Below are 15,399 nucleotides of genomic sequence, written 5' to 3' on the forward strand. Positions count from 1 at the left end.
TGGGATCGGGTGGCATTGAACGGCTGAAGAGGGTGTGAGATCAGATATGCGGATTAAACAGGTGAGTTGCACAAATTTCAAGAGTTTCTCGGATCTGTCAGTGGATCTGGACGCATACAATATCCTGATTGGCACAAATGCCGCAGGCAAGACAAACTTTATCCGTATACTGCGGTTCTTCCGGGATATTGCCCGACATGGCCTCGGGAATGCCATCTCTCTCCAGGGTGGAGCTGAGTATATCCAAAACACGAGGATTCCGAGCGATCTGCCGACCAGGCTTGGGATCGTCTTTGAGAATGACCTTGGAGTCTTCAGGGGCGTGCGGGATACTAACGGGAACCGGCATATCCTCACCTTCAACGGGATCGACTATACGTTCTCACTTGGCACCCATGAAGGGGGGTATCATATTCTCGATGACCGGCTCCATATCTGGTGTTCGTGCCGGCCTGAAGAAGGGGAGGGGGAGAGCCGGGCAGGGGAGCTTGTTATCACCCATACCTCAGACGGCGTCTTCTATGAGCTGAATACAGCAGATGATATACGGATTGATATCTCCGAGATCATCCCGCCGTATCTCCAGAGCAATACGCCAAAGGAGGGGACGCTCCTCATCGAGAACCCGCTGATGATCCCGCTGCCGGGTTTCCAGCGGTTCTTCGCAGATATTGCCATCTATGATTTCGATCCCAGGACCCCGAGAAAGGCAATCCCCCTTGCCGGGAGGAGCGATCTCGAGGAGGACGGGTCAAACCTCACCCTTGTCCTGAAGACTATCCTGGCTGATCCAGAGAAGAAGAGGCGGTTTTCAAACCTGATGCAGGATCTTCTGCCATTTGTCCGGGATGTCGATGTTCGGAAGTTCATGGATTCGTCAATCTACTTCACGGTGACCGAGCGGTACGGGGATGACCAGACACTGCCGTCCTCGGTGATTTCTGACGGAACCGTGAATGTGATCAATTTGATCTGTGCCCTCTACTTTGATGAAAGGCCGTTCATCGTCATCGAGGAGCCGGAGAAGAATATCCATCCCTACCTGATCGGAAAGGTGGTCTCGATGTTTGCCGATGCCGCCCGGAATAAGCAGATCCTGATCACAACCCACAATCCCGGGGTTGTGCGGCATGCAGATATTGAGGATATCCTCCTCATCTCACGGGATGCTGACGGGTTCTCGGTGATTTCAAAGCCTGCATACCGCGAGGAGGTCAGGACGTTCCTGAAGAACGAGGTGGGGTTGGAGGAGCTGTATATCCAGAACCTGCTTGGGCTGTGACGATGATGGTGGATCACTCTGCTGCCGGCAGGATAGTGACGGTTCGGGATAGCGGTGGAGCCGGTATGGTTGTACCTGGTATGGTTGTACCTGGCATGGTTGTACCCGGCATGGTTGTACCTGGCATGGTTGTAGCCGGGATGGTTGTAGCCGGGATGGTTGTACCTGGCAGGGGGTTTGCGGGGATTGCGGCAATGGCAGGTTTGGCGGGTTTGGCAGGTGCCACGGGTCCATGAACCGGCTCTTTGTCTTTCTGGAAGGATCTGATGATATCAGGTTCTTCGAAGGTGTCCTGAAACACGAGCTCCGGGAAGGGTATGCGAGTGTTGAACTGATCGCCTATGCCGGGATGAAGCATGTCCGGGTGGATGGTTTCATCCGGGGCATCGGGGCGATGGGAGATGACTACCTGATGGTTGCGGATATCGATACTGACCGCAATGTCCGTGCCAAGAAGAAACGCCTGAAAGGGTGGTACAGGGATCTTGACACCGACAGGGTAATCGTTGTCATCAAAGAGATCGAGGGATGGTACCTTGCCGGGCTCACTGATCATGCATCGCAGATCCTCGGGCTCAGGCCGCTCCCCGGAACAGACCGGGTGACAAAGGAGCGGTTCAACCAGATGATACCGGATCACTACGGGTCGCGGATCGATCTCTTCATCGAGATCATCAGGCGGTACTCGATCCAGGTTGCCAGGGAGAAGAACCGGTCGTTCTCATTCTTTTACTGGAAGTGTCTGGAGTAGAGGGAGGATACGCGAAGGTGGTTTCGAACCGGGTTTTCGATCATGGCAGACATGAATGCCCGGCCCCCCGCGTGTCTTATACTATTGCAATCCCCAGGTTTTTAATATCCTGGAGACGCCCCGGTCCGATACCATCGATCCTGGTGAGATCATCGACCGAAGCGAAGGGACTCTCCTGCCTGAGCTCGATTATCTGCTGGGCACGTGCCTCATTGATATGCCTGATCAATGTGAGGTCGGCAAATGAGGCTCTGTTGATATTCACCCATGCAGGCTGCGGTGTGTCACCGACATAGGCGATCCCCTGGGCTTTGATTTGCTGGAGAGTTGTCTCTCCAATTCCAGTGACCCGTATAAGGTCATCAACCGAGGCGAAGGGGCGGTCACCGATGATCCGACCTGCAATAACAGGACCGACATTTTTGATTAGTTGGAGCTCTTTTTCTGATGCGGTATTGATATTGACCATGCCCGGGCCTGGCCGTGCTTCTCTTCCCTGTACCGGAAGGGTCATCATTGCAATTATGACCTCTGAAACGGGATCAGAGATGACAAGATCAACTGTGTTCCCATCAAATCCCACACCCAGCGCTGCGGCCCTGGCGCTGTCCCTTGTGATCCTTGGGCCATCTGTTATTGTCGTATAGAGATAGACGGACTCGCCGGCTCTCCAGGTAAGAGGCGTGTCTGCGATTGCCCGAGCCGGGGCTGCCCCTCCATATGCAAGAGTGATCTCAGCGAGACGGCCGGATGCCCTGTCCGTGCCATACAGAGAGACGGTATCACCCCCCTGGTGCTGCACTGCGATATATTCCGTATTTGTATCCTCGAGAACAGCTGCATCTGCCACAATGAAGGAGGGTTTTTGCACAAGGCCGATTGAGCCCGTGAGTGAGGCCAGGACAATGAAGGCTGCAACCGCCGTGAGACCGACCATCAGGATGACGCCTATGACATTGGCAACTGCGTCCTCTGATCGTGTGGCTTCGTGTTTTTTCCTCTGCATCCAACCTCTCCCTGACGATTGATGGTTCGACCTTCTATAATGCTGTTTGTATCGGGGCTTCCATCTGGTTTACGTACCGGGGTCAGTATCGGTGTGGTATCGATAGCCTGTTTGGGGATGGTGAGTCGGGAGCTTGGAGCGGTGTGGTATCGGAGCGGTGTGGTATCGATAGCCTGTTTGGGGATGGTGAGACGGAGGGTTGTATCGGTGTTGGTATCGATAGCCTGTTTGGGGATGATGAGCCGGGGGGTTGTATCGGTGCTGGTATCGGCAGCCTGTTTGGGGATGGTGAGTCGGGAGCTTGTATTGGTGTGGTTTTGGGAGTTGTATCGGAAGAGGGTACAGGGTCAGTGGCCGATGAGTATTCTCTGCCGGGGTCTGCCTGCCACCGGCAAGACAACCTGCATCCACCATCTCTTCACCGAGATCAGGGTGGGGGGTGCAGGAAGAGAGCAGAACAGTGAGGAAACCGGATGCAAGACCAACGGATGCAAAGCCACTGGATGCAAGGCCACTGGATGCAAGGCCACTGGATGCAAGGCCACTGGATGCAAGGCCACCAAAGGCTACAATCAATCAGAGATCCAAATCGCACACTCAAAAGTCGCGATATGATCGTTTCCGGGACTCGACTTCGAGAACATGTATAATTACAATATCATCATGAATGGATACAAGAGCCCTGATATCGCGCCGTATCCTGAGAGAATAGACTGGATGCTGTGGGTTCGATGCCTTCAGCTTCTTAATCGAGAGATAGGGGGCATTTTTAATCTCAGAAATCCTGCGAACAACCATCCGGGCAGTTTCTTTTGGTAATTTTTCAAGATCCCGATCTGCACGAGGGGTATACCTGATAGTATAGGTAACCACAGGATCACTGAACTCCATATTTCTTCATGATCCCGGATTCGGAGATGAACATCCCTGCCTTGATCTCTTCAAGAGCTTCTTCAAGGCCAATGATTGCCTCCTCACTGAGTGGCTCCTCATCAATGGCAAGGGTGAGCAGGCGCTCGATAACATCATTATATGACTCCTTCGGATGCTTTTTGAGGGATTTCAGCTGATCCTTCAGGTCATTTCTGATGTATATGGAGGTCGCTGTCTGCATAGTAATATTACTACGCACCTATAGGTAATAGAGGTAACGGCTACAATAGTACCCAATCCCCTCTATTCGTACTGTGCAGTCTCTTCTCTCTATGCACCATCCTTTTTTGTTTCTGGTCAGGGAGAGCCTGGGCCTCACCGATATTGGTATCAGGGAGACCGGAATATCTGGTGCTGGTACATGTTTTGAACTCCGTGTTCCTGTTGGATATTTCCGGTGGAGTATAAATCAGGCTAATAGCGATGAGGCACTTTGAGAGAGGGGTAATTCACTTTCATCCTGCACGGTTCACTTCTTATTACCTTGCAGGTGTTCTTTGTTGTATGTATTCAGCAGGCAGTTCAACGATCATGTCACGCCACTTCAGATGCCACGACAAGCCGCTTCTCAGGGATCCGGAGATCCTCGAATGCGATTACGTGCCAGACCAGGTGCTCTTCCGTGATGCAGAGCTTGAGGAGATGGCATTCCATATCAGGCCCGGCCTCCATGGCCAGCGGCCGACGAGTATTCTCTGCCGGGGCCTGCCTGCCACTGGCAAGACGACCTGCATCCACCATCTCTTCACCGAGATCAGGCAGGTCAGCACGAACCTCGTTCCGGTGTATGTGAACTGCCAGCGGAGCAGAACAGCATATGCGGTCTATTCATTGATCTACCTGGAGCTGGTCGGCCATGCTCCCCCGAGTTCGGGCATCCCCCTCAGGCGCCTGATGGATGCCGTTGCAAAGGCACTTCTCTCAAAGAACGTCGTTCTGCTGGTCTGCCTTGACGATATCCACCACCTGATCCATGAGAAGACCGCGGGCCAGGTCATCTCCTCGATCCTCAGGATGTATCTCGATTATCCCGGGTGCCGTGCCTCCCTGATCCTGGTCGAGAGCGATCTCACACTTGATATCCGGCAGACGCTCGATCGATCGGTTATCTCAAGCCTCCTTGCAGAAGAGGTCTTCTTTGCCCCCTACTCCCCGGAACAGGTACAGGGCATCCTGAAGGAGCGGGTCAGAAGAGCGGTCTATCCGGGTGTTCTTCCCCTTGAGATCCTCGACCTGATCACCGATAAGACCATAGAGGCAGGCGATCTCCGTGTCGGCATCGACCTCCTCAAGCGCTCAGTACTCAGGGCCGAACGGGCGGCGCACATCACCGTCACCGAAGAGGATGTCAGCGCCGCCTATGGGGACGCCAGCGCAACGCACCTCCGGGGCCTCGTCTCGCTCCTCACCGAAAAGGAGCGCCGGCTCCTCCTGGTCATCACCACCATGATCGAGGAGGGCGAACGAGCAGAACAGGAGAGACGGGAGGAGACGAAGACGCGGGAGGAGAAGGAGAGAGGGGAGATGGGGAGGCTGGGTAAAGAAGACAAAAAGAGTAGTGCTAAAGAGACGTCTGGACGGGCGAATAAAGGGACAGAATATGATGAGTCCATGCCCCCGACTTCCGGGAGGGTCTACGCCCGCCTCCTGAGGGTGATGGCAGGGGAGCCTCTCTCTGGGCCCCGGGCAGAACCATCATCAGCAGATGCATCTGCCGTGGGCGAACCGGGCCCTGGCTATGGTTCCAACACCGCCACCCCCGCTGCCACCTGCTCCACCACCCACACCGGCAGCGGTCCCGGTAGCACCCATGTGAGCGGCCATGGGGGCGGCCATGGGGGCGGCCCAAGTAGTAGCGCAAACGGCAGTGCTTCCTTCTCCTATTCGTCCTTCTATGAGCATCTCCACACCCTCGCCAACTACTCACTCATCACTATCACGGTCAGGCAGGCGAAAGGCCGGACAAGCGAGATCACCCTCCGGCACCCGGCCCGGAAGATGAGGCAGATCTATGAGGAGGTATGGGGGAAGGTAGAGGGGGGTAGGATAGAGAGGAGAAGGAGAAGGGAAGGGGAGGTAGGATAGAGAGGAGAAGGAGAGGGGAGGGGAGGGGCAGGAAGATTTGTGAGGCATAGGCAAGGGATACGGAAGGAATAGAGAAGGGATAGGGAAAGAACAGAGAATTCACTTCCCTCTCAATTATCCAATTATCCAATTATCCAATTACCCAATCATCCGATTATCGAAATTATCCAATTTGTCGAACTCCAATTTTCATCACTTTCGCATCCTACCCGCCAGTTATATAAGCGCTAAAATGTGACTCTTTCCATATACTATGATAACAAAAAAGAAGCGGGCTCTCTTATATCTGCTTGGTAAAAAACAAAGCCTTACAAAATTACAATTGGTCAAACTACTATTCCTGGCATCACAGGATAATCCCCTTTATGATTTTGTACCTTACAGGTACGGCCCGTTTTCATTCCAGCTGTATACTGATATAAGCCATCTGGAGAGGGACGGGTACCTGCTTGAAACAAATACCATAGTTACGTCCCTCAATCATGAGTTTCCCTTCCCGGATCGTTTTATCCAGATGTCAATCGATCAGGTAGTACGCCAGTTTGGTGATAAAACCGAGCGGGAACTCATTGAGTATATTTATTCACAGTATCCGGAAACCACCATTTTTTCTGAGATAGAGAAGCGGCAACCGTACGAGAGGGATGAAACCGGTGTTGTCACAATCGGATATGAGGGGAAAAGTATTGATCGTTTCCTCTCGGTCCTCATCGATTCAAAAGTCGGAAAAGTAATTGACGTGCGAAGGAATGCGTTCAGTATGAAATATGGTTTCTCAAAGAAGCAGATCTCAAATTATCTTGAACATATGGGAATCACCTACCTCCATATGCCTGAACTTGGCATCCAGAGCACCCGGCGGCAGAACCTCACAGATGAAGGATATGCACGACTCTTCCATGAATATAACCAGGAATTAGGTGAAAAAGCGGCCTGTCTCAATACCATCAAAACCATTGCAGAAGATGAAAAAGTGGCACTGCTCTGCTTTGAGGCAAAGGCATCCGACTGCCACCGGGGAGTTATCGCAGAGCGATTCCGGGAGGAGGGGCTGGAGGTTGTTGACCTGTGACCTGGAAGACGAAGAAGGTACTTGTCACAGTGAAGGCATATCCGGAAAAAAGTAAAAAGCACGGTTCATCTGTGTGTACTGCGGGAGTAACAGATGAGGGGGAGTGGATTCGATTATATCCAATGCCTATTTCATTGTTTACCGGCTCTCAAAAAATCAGTCGATATGACTGGATAGAGGTGGAGTGTCAAAAGGCAACTGATGAGAAATTGGGAAGGAAGGAGAGTTATCGGGTTCGCCCCGACTCAATCCGGGTACTCGATCAGTCGCTCTCCTCCGGGAAGAGAGCGGGACACGCCCCATGGGATGAGAGAAACCGGATTTTGCTACCAAAAGTTGCTTCTTCTCTCGAAGTTCTTATGGAACAATATAAAACAGATAAAACATCACTGGGGCTCATCAAACCAACTGAAATTCTAAGATTTTATACAAGGGAACCATTACAGGAGCCTCCCCTCTCAACAGAATATCAACAGTCCCTGACCAGTGAAAGAATACCGATTATTGCGGATCTCCCTCATCCATTTGCCTATGAATTCAAATGCGATGGATGTGTTGATGGAAAAACTCACGACATTAAATGCCTTGACTGGGAGCTATTTGAATCATATCGAAGCTGGTGGAGAAAATACCAGGATCTGCAACTCCTCTGGGAAAAGCTCCACCTGAAGTTTTTCAGCGAGATGAGAGAGAAGAACCTATATTTTTTCGTAGGCATGCATTCACTCCAACCAACATGGCTCATAATAGGCTTATATTACCCTAAAAATGACAAAATATCCCCAATAACCAGAGTTAAATCTCTCAGTGATTTTTCATAGGGGAGTAAGGATAAAGCTGAGATGAGGACGATAAGAGAGGTCTCATGGTACGGCCGTGAATTGGCACCACCTCTCAGATCCGATCAGCCCTCTCCTTCAGATCAGCTGAAAACGCCTCCATCACATCCAGATCCTTAAAAACGGGGAAGATCACCTTCCCTGATGAAAAGAGGAGAGCGGTTCCCCTCTCCCCCCGGTAGACGACACCGGGGAACTGCTCGGGCTCATATTCGACCTGCTCCATTCCTTCTGCGATAACAAACCGGGAGAGGTTGATCGGCACTCCGAAGTCTTCCATCCCGACGATATTCTGCACTTTCGGCACCGACAATGGATCGGATGCCGCCGCACAATCGATGATGGAAGAGATGATGGAGAGGAACTCTTCAAAGGCTCCGTCGATCTGGTCAAGGGATTTCAGACCATAAATGATATATTTCCCACTTCGATACAGGGTGACTTTGCCGCCGGAGATGAGGATATATGCCCCATGGTACTGCTTGGGATCATATCTATACGATGCAGAGGGAAGTTCCTCCAGCCGCTGAAATGATATTGTCTGGTGGAGGTCGCCGGAGCAGACGATGTTAATGATCTTCATTTAAGGCTGGTTAGAGTGTTGTCATTAATCCCTTAGATATTGTCCCCCAACCGGCACAAACCGCTCCGGCTTCTGCACCGTCCTATACGCCCGGATATCCTCAAGCTCGAGTGCCATCCAGTCCCGCTTCCGGCTCTTATTCTCACTCCCATTCACATTCTCATTCTCACTTCCATTCTCATTTTCCTTCCCCTTCCTGACCCGGACGGCCTTCCACCGCTCCTGGTTCTCCAGATACGCGACCATCTCATCCCGTGTGAGAAAGACGGCGTCGCCATAGGTGTCATAGAAGGTGAGGGGATCTGCTGCGATCAGTATCCGCCTGATCGTCGCCTCCCCCACATACCCGGTATCTTCGTGCGACTGGTAGAAGACGAGCCGCATCCCCCGCCGCAGCTCCTTGAAGACAGTCGCCGGTTTCACAAAGACGGTCTTCCCCCCGGAGAAGAACCGGTGCATATACTGTTTCGGGACGGGGAAGGTGACGCCGGTAACGCTGGTGGCGTTGGTGACGCCGGTGAGGGTCGTTTCGTCGGTCCTCATAAACGATTCGTTGGTATGGGGTGTCGTGAACTACCCCCCGCTTGCGCAGGGGGCTTCCTGCGAGTGTCCGGGGATCGATGCGATCTTCAGACCTGTATGTCGCAGATTACCGGTAAACTCCTGGTAGCCCGTCCACAGGGCATTTTGTGATAGGCAGCGTAGCATAATATTGACCGCAGCGTTTCTGTCGCGGTCGAACACGCTACCACAATCACACTGCATAACACGATCTTTGACGGTCATCTCTGGGTGGATTTTTCCACAGCAGCAGCACGTCTTGCTCGTGTACTCTTCGCCGATCTCTATTACCTGTTTACCTGCAAGGATCGCCTTGTAGGTCAGAAATCCGGCAAAACGTGCAAGGTATCCGGTTCCTTGCGTTGACCTGTTCATCAGTTTCGTTGCTGTCTTGGACCTCGGCATCTTCTTCACCGAGAGATCGCCGATAATGATCGTTGTGGCCTTGGTATTCTCAACGAGTTTCTTGCTTACCTTGTGCTGGAAGTCCTTGAGCTGGTTGCTCTTTTTCTTCTCCATCTTTCGCTTGACGGCGTTGTAGCGTTTCCACCTCCGGCTTGGTTGTTTCCCCTTGATCTTCTTGCAGTGATCCCGCTTGGACTGCACGGTATCAATCTTCTTGTTCCAGTACCGATCCGGGCGGATGTTCTGGACTTCAATGAACTTCCCCTGACTGTTGACGGCGGTCTGCTTTATTACTCCGAGATCCCATGCCTGATACTGGCCGTTGTCAACGGGCGTCGGGGGAACGACCACTTCAACCACGGCAAGATACCATTTCTCCTTGCCATCCTGGAATACCTCAACCTGCTTGACAACCCCAAACTCATGTTCCGGGATGGCAAAGATCAGATCTACCCCTCCCGGCAGCTTGTGCGACAGTTTGATTGAGTCTGTGTCGATCTTGAACCCCGACTGGTTGTGCTTCATAGTGGTGAAATACTTCCGCCCTTTGAATCCCGGGGGTTTTGCATCGGGATCAACCTTGATCAACTCGAAGAACGACCGGTAGTTGGCATCCAGCGTCTTGAGCGTCATCTGCAGGACTTTCGCGTTGACCTTCTTCAGTTCCGGCCACTCTTTCTTGAGTTCCGGAAGATCGTTCTGCTGTTTGATGTAGGTCACGCCTTTGGTTCCGGTAGCGTAGGCATCACGCCGTTCGTTGAGCGCCCTATTGTACAGTCTCCGGTTGATATCGGACAGATCCCACAGGACGGCTGCCTGCTCTTCCGTGGGGTAGATCCTAATCCTCCTTGTGAACTGCATCTCGTTCCTCCGCCTGGCTATCTACATACTTCTTCAAAATGTCCAGCGTGACCTGTCCGGTGGTTGCAAGGAAATAGGATCGTGACCAGAAGGCATCACGCCAGAGCACTTGTTTGACCTCGGGGAAGTTCCGCCGGATCTCCCGTGAGGAAATGGTCTTCAGGGCGTTGATGTACTTCGGGAGATTCAGCGTCGGCCCCGCCTTGAACAGCATATGGAAGTGATCCGGGCTGCACTCGATGTTGGTGACTTCAACCCCGAAGGTTTCAGAGATGCTGTGGATCTTGGTCTTCAGGAGATCCACATACCGATCATCGACAAAGACTCCTCTCCGGTACTTGACACACTGCACCAAATGGTAGTGCAAAGCATAGACCGAATGGGCGCCCTTATCTAATCGGTAGTCCATAGTTGCTATCAGGTGTGATGAACCATAAAGGTTGCGCGAGCTCGTAGACGGCTCTCATCCCCCAGCTTGCGCAAGGGGACTTCTCGCATGTGGAGTTAAAGGCTATTGTGTGGTGATCGGGGAGATCAGCAATAATGTCAAATGAGTACACTTTTCTCCCTATCCAAGAAGTCTATAACTATCGGTGCTATACCTATCGGTGATAAGAGAGGGTTGGAAAGATGACGATGGAGGGGAGGAATAGAACAGAGAACGGCGCAATACCCGGATTAGAATTGAGACTCCGGGAGGTCGGGGAGAGCCTGCGGAGGGGCGTGTATGGGTTTGAGTGATGCACTCCCGGAGGATTATCCCACGTTTCTTGCGGCCCTGAAGGTGCGGATACGGCAGGCACAGACCCGGGCGGTTCTCTCGGTGAACCGGGAGCTCATCCTGCTCTACTGGCAGATAGGACGGGAGATCATGGAGAGGCAGGAGCAGGAGGGGTGGGGATCAAAGGTGATCGACCGGCTCTCAGACGATCTCAGAAAGGAGTTCCCGGATGTACGGGGTTTCTCTCCCCGAAACCTGAAGTACATGCGCTCGTTTGCGGAGGCATGGCCCGATCCTGAATTTGTGCAAGAGGTGCTTGCACAAATAACATGGTATCATGCGATCACCTTACTCGACAAGGTCAAAGACCAGATGGCGAGGGAGTGGTATATCCAAAGAACAATTGCGAACGGGTGGTCAAGGAACGTTCTCGTGCATCAGATCGAGAGTGGGCTTATCAGACGCGAGGGGCGGGCGGTGACGAACTTTTCATCAGCACTTCCTGCACCTCAGTCAGATCTTGCACGATCGGTACTCAAAGATCCCTATATCTTTGATTTCCTCGGGATCGGGGAGGATGCAGCCGAGAGGGAGCTGGAGCGGGCGTTGATCGAGCATATCCGCGATTTCCTTCTGGAGCTCGGGGTAGGTTTTGCGTTCATCGGGAATCAGTACAGGCTCTCTATTGGAGGGAGAGAATTCTCTATTGATCTCCTCTTCTACCATCTCAAACTTCGGTCATACGTGGTGATCGAATTGAAAATTGGAGAGTTCATCCCGGAGTATGCCGGGAAGATGAACTTCTACCTCTCAGCGGTTGATGATCTCCTCCGCCACCCTGATGATAGCCCAAGCATTGGGATCATCCTCTGCAAGTCACAGAACCGCATCATTGCTGAGTATGCCCTCAGGGATATGGAGAAGCCGATTGGCGTCGCCGGATATGAACTGACTACTCACCTCCCCGAGGATTTGCGGGGGAGACTGCCGACGGTGGATGAACTGGAAGAGGAGCTGGGGCGGAGGGAAGGCTGAATGAGGAGGGGGCGTCTGTAGCCGAACGACAACAACAACATCCTCTGGTTCAAAGAGCTCCAGAAACAACGCCGATTGTGTCGCTGCGATCACCTGCTTCCGGTGTGATACACTCCCGATCAGTGCTGCCAGCACCTTGAGGCCAGAGGGGTGGAGACCCGGTTCCAGTCCCTCTGCATAGGTGAGGAGTTTCGTCTCGGAGTGTCCGGATTCGAGAAAGTCAGGAAGTGATCACCTATTATAAGTAATTGAAGACACTCGCCAGCTAGGCATTAATCAGGGTGTGGGAGGCGAAGGGACGGAGGAATGATACTAATAAGATGTGTGAGTGAAAATGAGGATCATGATGAGGAGCCATGAACCACCCTCAACTACTCACTTCCTCTCAAGCTTTTCCAGGACTTCTTTGACGGAATCCACAAGATACCGAACCACCTCATCTTCATGAGCATAAAGTGGTGCAAACAATGGAATGGCAAGAATCCCACCTGCAGTTTTATCCAGAAACAACTTCTTGGGGGTGCTATATTCCCACTCCCGTAAAGCCTCATGAATTTCTCGGGCGTATTCCCAAGAGCCGTTTCCTTGTTTTCGTATTGTGAACCAGAATGGAGTCTCTGCATATTTCAACCAATAATCAATATTGAACTGAATGCTTACCCCCAGGCTATAGTGATCCAGATTTAGATACCTTATATATTTATTGAGAGTTGGTGTAGCTTTGAGTCCGTTGGTATTGGCCCCCATTGTGTTAATCAATTCACTCGCCACCCGGCTAACAATGTCATGATAACTCATAATCCTCTGTGCACGATCAACCCCGAAATCCTCAGGCGTAAAAGGTTTGAAAGCTGCCAGATCCATCTGCTCGCACAACCCCTCCAACTGGTATAAATCCTTTACAAGCGGCGAATGTTCAGCTGAGAGTGCCTGCATCAGCATCTCAATAATCGCTCTCCAGGAGACAATTCCCAGAGGGATGCCATCAACAACTATCCTTCGATCTCCATCCCCGTCCTCAATGGAACACTCATCAGAATTCTTGCAGAGCCGAATCAACTCTCCCCAAAGGTTTGGAATCCTCTCATGTGGACAGATGAAAACAAGGGCTTTTTCACCATCATTGCCATTCTCCCTGAGCCTTTTCAGGTACGCAAGGGGCTGATTGAAGGTCAGGCCTGCCCAGAACTTCGCTTCACAGACCAATAGCTCATTATTATTCTGATCTACCCCGACAAGATCCGGGCGCTCCTTACCCTCTCCAACCACCTGAGTACTGAAGAAGAGATCCGGGAATGGTTCAACGCCAACTACTGTCGAGAGATAATTTGAGAATACCTTTCGTGCTGACAAGGAATTTTCCAGGATATAACAGAGGCTCATCGTCGCTACATCTTCAGGCGATCCCCGAATCCTCGAATAGAGATGGGCTAATAGTGAACTCATTCTTTTACCTCAATGAATAATTGTCAATGGCATGCCAATAACGGGCCTTCACTCTCTTTTGCGATCGTACGATGTATTAAGAGAAGAACAAATACTGGCAAATCGATTATTCAATGAGAGGAGATATGTAGCTACCGATTCAAACATGAAGTATGGAACTAGATCAAACAGGGTTACATTATAAGATCATGAAAGAGATACCCCCTAACTACCCTCCGTATTTGGCTGGAACAAGTAACAATAGCGATTTGGCACAAGCGATGTGCATTTACTTGTGTAAACAGAATCCTAAGTGTTTGGCATGGATCGAGAATGTTAGTAATCCATGCAAGATTACAGAAAGTTCTAAACGATATTGGGCCAATAAGGTAAAGCAAGGTCAGGTTTAAGGGAGAAGATGACAAGTAACAATTTTCAGTCCTCAAGTGCCGGGATAATATAATACCTCAGATGAAGGATTATCTTTCTTACATTTCACCAAGACCTCACTATCCAATTACTCTTTCTTTTTTATATAATACTTCTATTACAGAAGATTAGTTACGTTACCCCGGGGATCGATCCCCACCCTCTGGATGAAACAAATGGATCTCTCTTAGATGGATCTTACTTAGATGGATATCTCTTCGTCGCAGGAGTATATACCCCTCTCCTGCAGTCCGAATGTGTTTTCGTTCTTCGGCATCTCTCCTCTCCTGATGATTGATCATACCATGATGAATGATCATACTTTGCAATAGTACACTCTTCTTTTTCCTGACGGAATCGAAATCAAAAGAGAAGAGTCGAGAAGAGAACCTGCTCTGCCAAGAGAACGATAGGGTGGGAGAAAGGATGTTGTTTATTGTCAACTTTCAATCTCGGTCAGGTATGAGGCATAGCATCAGGGGTGCTTTCTTATCTTTCCCATAGTTGTTTAGGACTTTTAGACATTCGTACACATCCCCCTGTAATGGTCTTATGATGGTTATAAAATCCTTGATCAAATGGTAGATATCGCATATCGAGACATTCCTATTTGATCCAGAGGAAGCTCCTCCAGCCGCTGAAAGGAGAGAGCCTGATGGAGGTCGCCATTTTGACGAATACGATCTTCCCCCCGGAAAAGAACCGGTGCATGAACTGTTTCGGGACGGGGAAGGTGACGCCGGTGATGCCGGTGATGGTCGTTTCTTCGGCCTTCATGATTTTCCCTCATACACCTTTACACAGACCCGGTCACGGACCCAGTCACATACCCATTTACTCAGTCATTTACTCACTCACCTACTCACTCACCTACTCACTCACCTACTCACCCCGACCGAGGATCAACTGATAATCCTCTTCCGGGATCTCCCGCATCGCCACCCGGATATGGCCCGTCCACATCGTCTTGTTCTTGATAAACGAGAGCTCCGGGATGAGCGGCTTGAACTCAACTGGCTCCCTGAAGATCTTAATCGGCTTCAGTTTCACCCTATAGGGGAAGACCTCATCCCCCATCCGCTCCGGCGTCACAAAGAGCGGCGCTGAATCTTCATATCCCTCAGATACGATCTCAAATGCACCGGCGACTGCTGAGGGGAGGATCTCATCGCCTTTACCTTCTGTCACCTCTTTCTTCTGCTGGGCGACATAGACCACGATTTTATCGCCCGGCTTCACCCGTTCAATAATCGATTTGTTCCGCTTCGGAACCCCCCAGATGTTCTTCTGCCGGATGATCTCCCAGTTGTCGCGATTGGAGGAGGCAAACCAGTATGTCATGATTGGGAGTTGGTGGGGGGAGAGGATAAAGGTTGTAGCAAGTCAATACCCAGAATGAACCAATCTGCCA

Annotated in this window: 18 protein-coding genes; 8 read left to right on the plus strand and 10 right to left on the minus strand. The window is 51.2% G+C overall.

The genetic code is table 11. The annotated features are described in order from the left end of the window. Positions 1 to 46: 46 nt before the first annotated feature. Genes ABCO64_RS01305 through ABCO64_RS01315 form a run of 3 tightly spaced genes read left to right on the plus strand, consistent with a single transcriptional unit; the run spans position 47 to position 2,033 of the window. Positions 47 to 1,282 carry an AAA family ATPase gene (locus ABCO64_RS01305; RefSeq protein WP_253457686.1) on the plus strand — a complete coding sequence of 412 codons (1,236 nt, stop codon included), beginning with the start codon at positions 47 to 49 and terminating at the stop codon, positions 1,280 to 1,282. A gap of 2 nt (positions 1,283 to 1,284) precedes the next feature. Continuing rightward, positions 1,285 to 1,518, plus strand: coding sequence for a hypothetical protein (locus ABCO64_RS01310; protein WP_253457689.1), 234 nt, complete (start codon positions 1,285 to 1,287; stop codon positions 1,516 to 1,518). Next, positions 1,515 to 2,033 (plus strand): hypothetical protein, encoded by a 519-nt coding sequence (locus ABCO64_RS01315; protein WP_253457691.1) that lies wholly within the window; start codon positions 1,515 to 1,517, stop codon positions 2,031 to 2,033. Before ABCO64_RS01310 ends, ABCO64_RS01315 begins: the two co-directional genes overlap by 4 nt. A 76-nt stretch (positions 2,034 to 2,109) precedes the next feature. Here ABCO64_RS01315 and ABCO64_RS01320 read toward each other — a convergent pair whose 3' ends face one another. After that, positions 2,110 to 3,039 carry a helix-hairpin-helix domain-containing protein gene (locus ABCO64_RS01320; RefSeq protein ID WP_253457693.1) on the minus strand — a complete coding sequence of 310 codons (930 nt, stop codon included), beginning with the start codon at positions 3,037 to 3,039 and terminating at the stop codon, positions 2,110 to 2,112. On the opposite strand from ABCO64_RS01320, the gene ABCO64_RS01325 reads away from it, so the two are divergent. After that, complete coding sequence (locus ABCO64_RS01325; protein ID WP_343089169.1) at positions 3,012 to 3,503, plus strand: hypothetical protein; 492 nt, start codon at positions 3,012 to 3,014, stop codon at positions 3,501 to 3,503. The genes ABCO64_RS01320 and ABCO64_RS01325 overlap by 28 nt on opposite strands. A gap of 133 nt (positions 3,504 to 3,636) precedes the next feature. Here ABCO64_RS01325 and ABCO64_RS01330 read toward each other — a convergent pair whose 3' ends face one another. Together ABCO64_RS01330 and ABCO64_RS01335 are read right to left on the minus strand one after the other, a co-directional pair. After that, entirely contained in the window at positions 3,637 to 3,930 is a 294-nt protein-coding gene (locus ABCO64_RS01330) for a type II toxin-antitoxin system RelE family toxin (protein WP_253457696.1), read from the minus strand. Beyond that, positions 3,917 to 4,153 carry a DUF7557 family protein gene (locus ABCO64_RS01335; RefSeq protein WP_253457698.1) on the minus strand — a complete coding sequence of 79 codons (237 nt, stop codon included), beginning with the start codon at positions 4,151 to 4,153 and terminating at the stop codon, positions 3,917 to 3,919. The genes ABCO64_RS01330 and ABCO64_RS01335 overlap by 14 nt, the downstream gene beginning before the upstream one ends. 323 nt (positions 4,154 to 4,476) lie before the next feature. Here ABCO64_RS01335 and ABCO64_RS01340 point away from each other — a divergent pair, with 323 nt between their 5' ends. The 3 genes from ABCO64_RS01340 to ABCO64_RS01350 all read left to right on the plus strand — a co-directional run bounded on the left by ABCO64_RS01340 (position 4,477) and on the right by ABCO64_RS01350 (position 7,950). Further along, positions 4,477 to 6,057: an AAA family ATPase gene (locus ABCO64_RS01340; RefSeq protein ID WP_253457701.1), complete on the plus strand. Its 1,581-nt coding sequence runs from the start codon at positions 4,477 to 4,479 to the stop codon at positions 6,055 to 6,057. A gap of 514 nt (positions 6,058 to 6,571) precedes the next feature. Beyond that, positions 6,572 to 7,129: a DUF488 domain-containing protein gene (locus ABCO64_RS01345; RefSeq protein ID WP_253457704.1), complete on the plus strand. Its 558-nt coding sequence runs from the start codon at positions 6,572 to 6,574 to the stop codon at positions 7,127 to 7,129. Then, positions 7,126 to 7,950, plus strand: a complete 825-nt coding sequence (locus tag ABCO64_RS01350; RefSeq protein ID WP_253457707.1) for a hypothetical protein — start codon at positions 7,126 to 7,128, stop codon at positions 7,948 to 7,950. The genes ABCO64_RS01345 and ABCO64_RS01350 overlap by 4 nt, the downstream gene beginning before the upstream one ends. A 73-nt stretch (positions 7,951 to 8,023) precedes the next feature. Here the strand turns inward: ABCO64_RS01350 and ABCO64_RS01355 are convergent, their stop codons facing one another. From ABCO64_RS01355 to tnpA, 4 genes are read right to left on the minus strand one after another with little or no spacing between them, the layout of a single operon-like run. Next, positions 8,024 to 8,551, minus strand: a complete 528-nt coding sequence (locus tag ABCO64_RS01355) for a TATA-box-binding protein (RefSeq protein ID WP_343089170.1) — start codon at positions 8,549 to 8,551, stop codon at positions 8,024 to 8,026. A gap of 24 nt (positions 8,552 to 8,575) precedes the next feature. Then, positions 8,576 to 9,094 (minus strand): DUF365 domain-containing protein, encoded by a 519-nt coding sequence (locus ABCO64_RS01360; protein WP_253457713.1) that lies wholly within the window; start codon positions 9,092 to 9,094, stop codon positions 8,576 to 8,578. Positions 9,095 to 9,124: 30 nt separating this feature from the next. Next, positions 9,125 to 10,378 (minus strand): RNA-guided endonuclease InsQ/TnpB family protein, encoded by a 1,254-nt coding sequence (locus ABCO64_RS01365; RefSeq protein ID WP_253457715.1) that lies wholly within the window; start codon positions 10,376 to 10,378, stop codon positions 9,125 to 9,127. After that, complete coding sequence (tnpA, locus tag ABCO64_RS01370) at positions 10,356 to 10,787, minus strand: IS200/IS605 family transposase (RefSeq protein WP_253457718.1); 432 nt, start codon at positions 10,785 to 10,787, stop codon at positions 10,356 to 10,358. The genes ABCO64_RS01365 and tnpA overlap by 23 nt, the downstream gene beginning before the upstream one ends. 318 nt (positions 10,788 to 11,105) lie before the next feature. Between tnpA and ABCO64_RS01375 the strand changes: the two genes are divergently transcribed. Next, positions 11,106 to 12,134 carry a PDDEXK nuclease domain-containing protein gene (locus ABCO64_RS01375; RefSeq protein WP_343089171.1) on the plus strand — a complete coding sequence of 343 codons (1,029 nt, stop codon included), beginning with the start codon at positions 11,106 to 11,108 and terminating at the stop codon, positions 12,132 to 12,134. A gap of 375 nt (positions 12,135 to 12,509) precedes the next feature. Here ABCO64_RS01375 and ABCO64_RS01380 read toward each other — a convergent pair whose 3' ends face one another. The 3 genes from ABCO64_RS01380 to ABCO64_RS01390 form a co-directional block, all read right to left on the minus strand. Further along, entirely contained in the window at positions 12,510 to 13,580 is a 1,071-nt protein-coding gene (locus ABCO64_RS01380) for a hypothetical protein (protein ID WP_253457724.1), read from the minus strand. 1,014 nt (positions 13,581 to 14,594) lie between these two features. Then, the gene (locus ABCO64_RS01385) at positions 14,595 to 14,765 is read right to left on the minus strand and encodes a hypothetical protein (protein ID WP_343089172.1); all 171 of its coding nucleotides are present in this window, start codon (positions 14,763 to 14,765) and stop codon (positions 14,595 to 14,597) included. A gap of 105 nt (positions 14,766 to 14,870) precedes the next feature. After that, positions 14,871 to 15,329 carry an EVE domain-containing protein gene (locus ABCO64_RS01390; RefSeq protein ID WP_343089173.1) on the minus strand — a complete coding sequence of 153 codons (459 nt, stop codon included), beginning with the start codon at positions 15,327 to 15,329 and terminating at the stop codon, positions 14,871 to 14,873. Between the last annotated feature and the right edge of the window lie 70 nt (positions 15,330 to 15,399).

Origin of the sequence: Methanocalculus natronophilus, assembly GCF_038751955.1 — an archaeon.
GTDB classification, from domain to species: Archaea; Halobacteriota; Methanomicrobia; order Methanomicrobiales; family Methanocorpusculaceae; genus Methanocalculus; species Methanocalculus natronophilus.

Coding starts and splice junctions, on each gene's coding strand:
- ABCO64_RS01365 (WP_253457715.1), bottom strand. CDS start 10,378: ATGCAGTTCACAAGGAGGATTAGGATCTACCCCACGGAAGAGCAGGCA.
- ABCO64_RS01345 (WP_253457704.1), top strand. CDS start 6,572: ATGTCAATCGATCAGGTAGTACGCCAGTTTGGTGATAAAACCGAGCGG.
- ABCO64_RS01385 (WP_343089172.1), bottom strand. CDS start 14,765: ATGAAGGCCGAAGAAACGACCATCACCGGCATCACCGGCGTCACCTTC.
- ABCO64_RS01305 (WP_253457686.1), top strand. CDS start 47: ATGCGGATTAAACAGGTGAGTTGCACAAATTTCAAGAGTTTCTCGGAT.
- ABCO64_RS01390 (WP_343089173.1), bottom strand. CDS start 15,329: ATGACATACTGGTTTGCCTCCTCCAATCGCGACAACTGGGAGATCATC.
- ABCO64_RS01310 (WP_253457689.1), top strand. CDS start 1,285: ATGATGGTGGATCACTCTGCTGCCGGCAGGATAGTGACGGTTCGGGAT.
- ABCO64_RS01315 (WP_253457691.1), top strand. CDS start 1,515: ATGAACCGGCTCTTTGTCTTTCTGGAAGGATCTGATGATATCAGGTTC.
- ABCO64_RS01355 (WP_343089170.1), bottom strand. CDS start 8,551: ATGAAGATCATTAACATCGTCTGCTCCGGCGACCTCCACCAGACAATA.
- tnpA (WP_253457718.1), bottom strand. CDS start 10,787: ATGGACTACCGATTAGATAAGGGCGCCCATTCGGTCTATGCTTTGCAC.
- ABCO64_RS01375 (WP_343089171.1), top strand. CDS start 11,106: ATGGGTTTGAGTGATGCACTCCCGGAGGATTATCCCACGTTTCTTGCG.
- ABCO64_RS01360 (WP_253457713.1), bottom strand. CDS start 9,094: ATGAGGACCGACGAAACGACCCTCACCGGCGTCACCAACGCCACCAGC.
- ABCO64_RS01330 (WP_253457696.1), bottom strand. CDS start 3,930: ATGGAGTTCAGTGATCCTGTGGTTACCTATACTATCAGGTATACCCCT.
- ABCO64_RS01340 (WP_253457701.1), top strand. CDS start 4,477: ATGTATTCAGCAGGCAGTTCAACGATCATGTCACGCCACTTCAGATGC.
- ABCO64_RS01320 (WP_253457693.1), bottom strand. CDS start 3,039: ATGCAGAGGAAAAAACACGAAGCCACACGATCAGAGGACGCAGTTGCC.
- ABCO64_RS01380 (WP_253457724.1), bottom strand. CDS start 13,580: ATGAGTTCACTATTAGCCCATCTCTATTCGAGGATTCGGGGATCGCCT.
- ABCO64_RS01335 (WP_253457698.1), bottom strand. CDS start 4,153: ATGCAGACAGCGACCTCCATATACATCAGAAATGACCTGAAGGATCAG.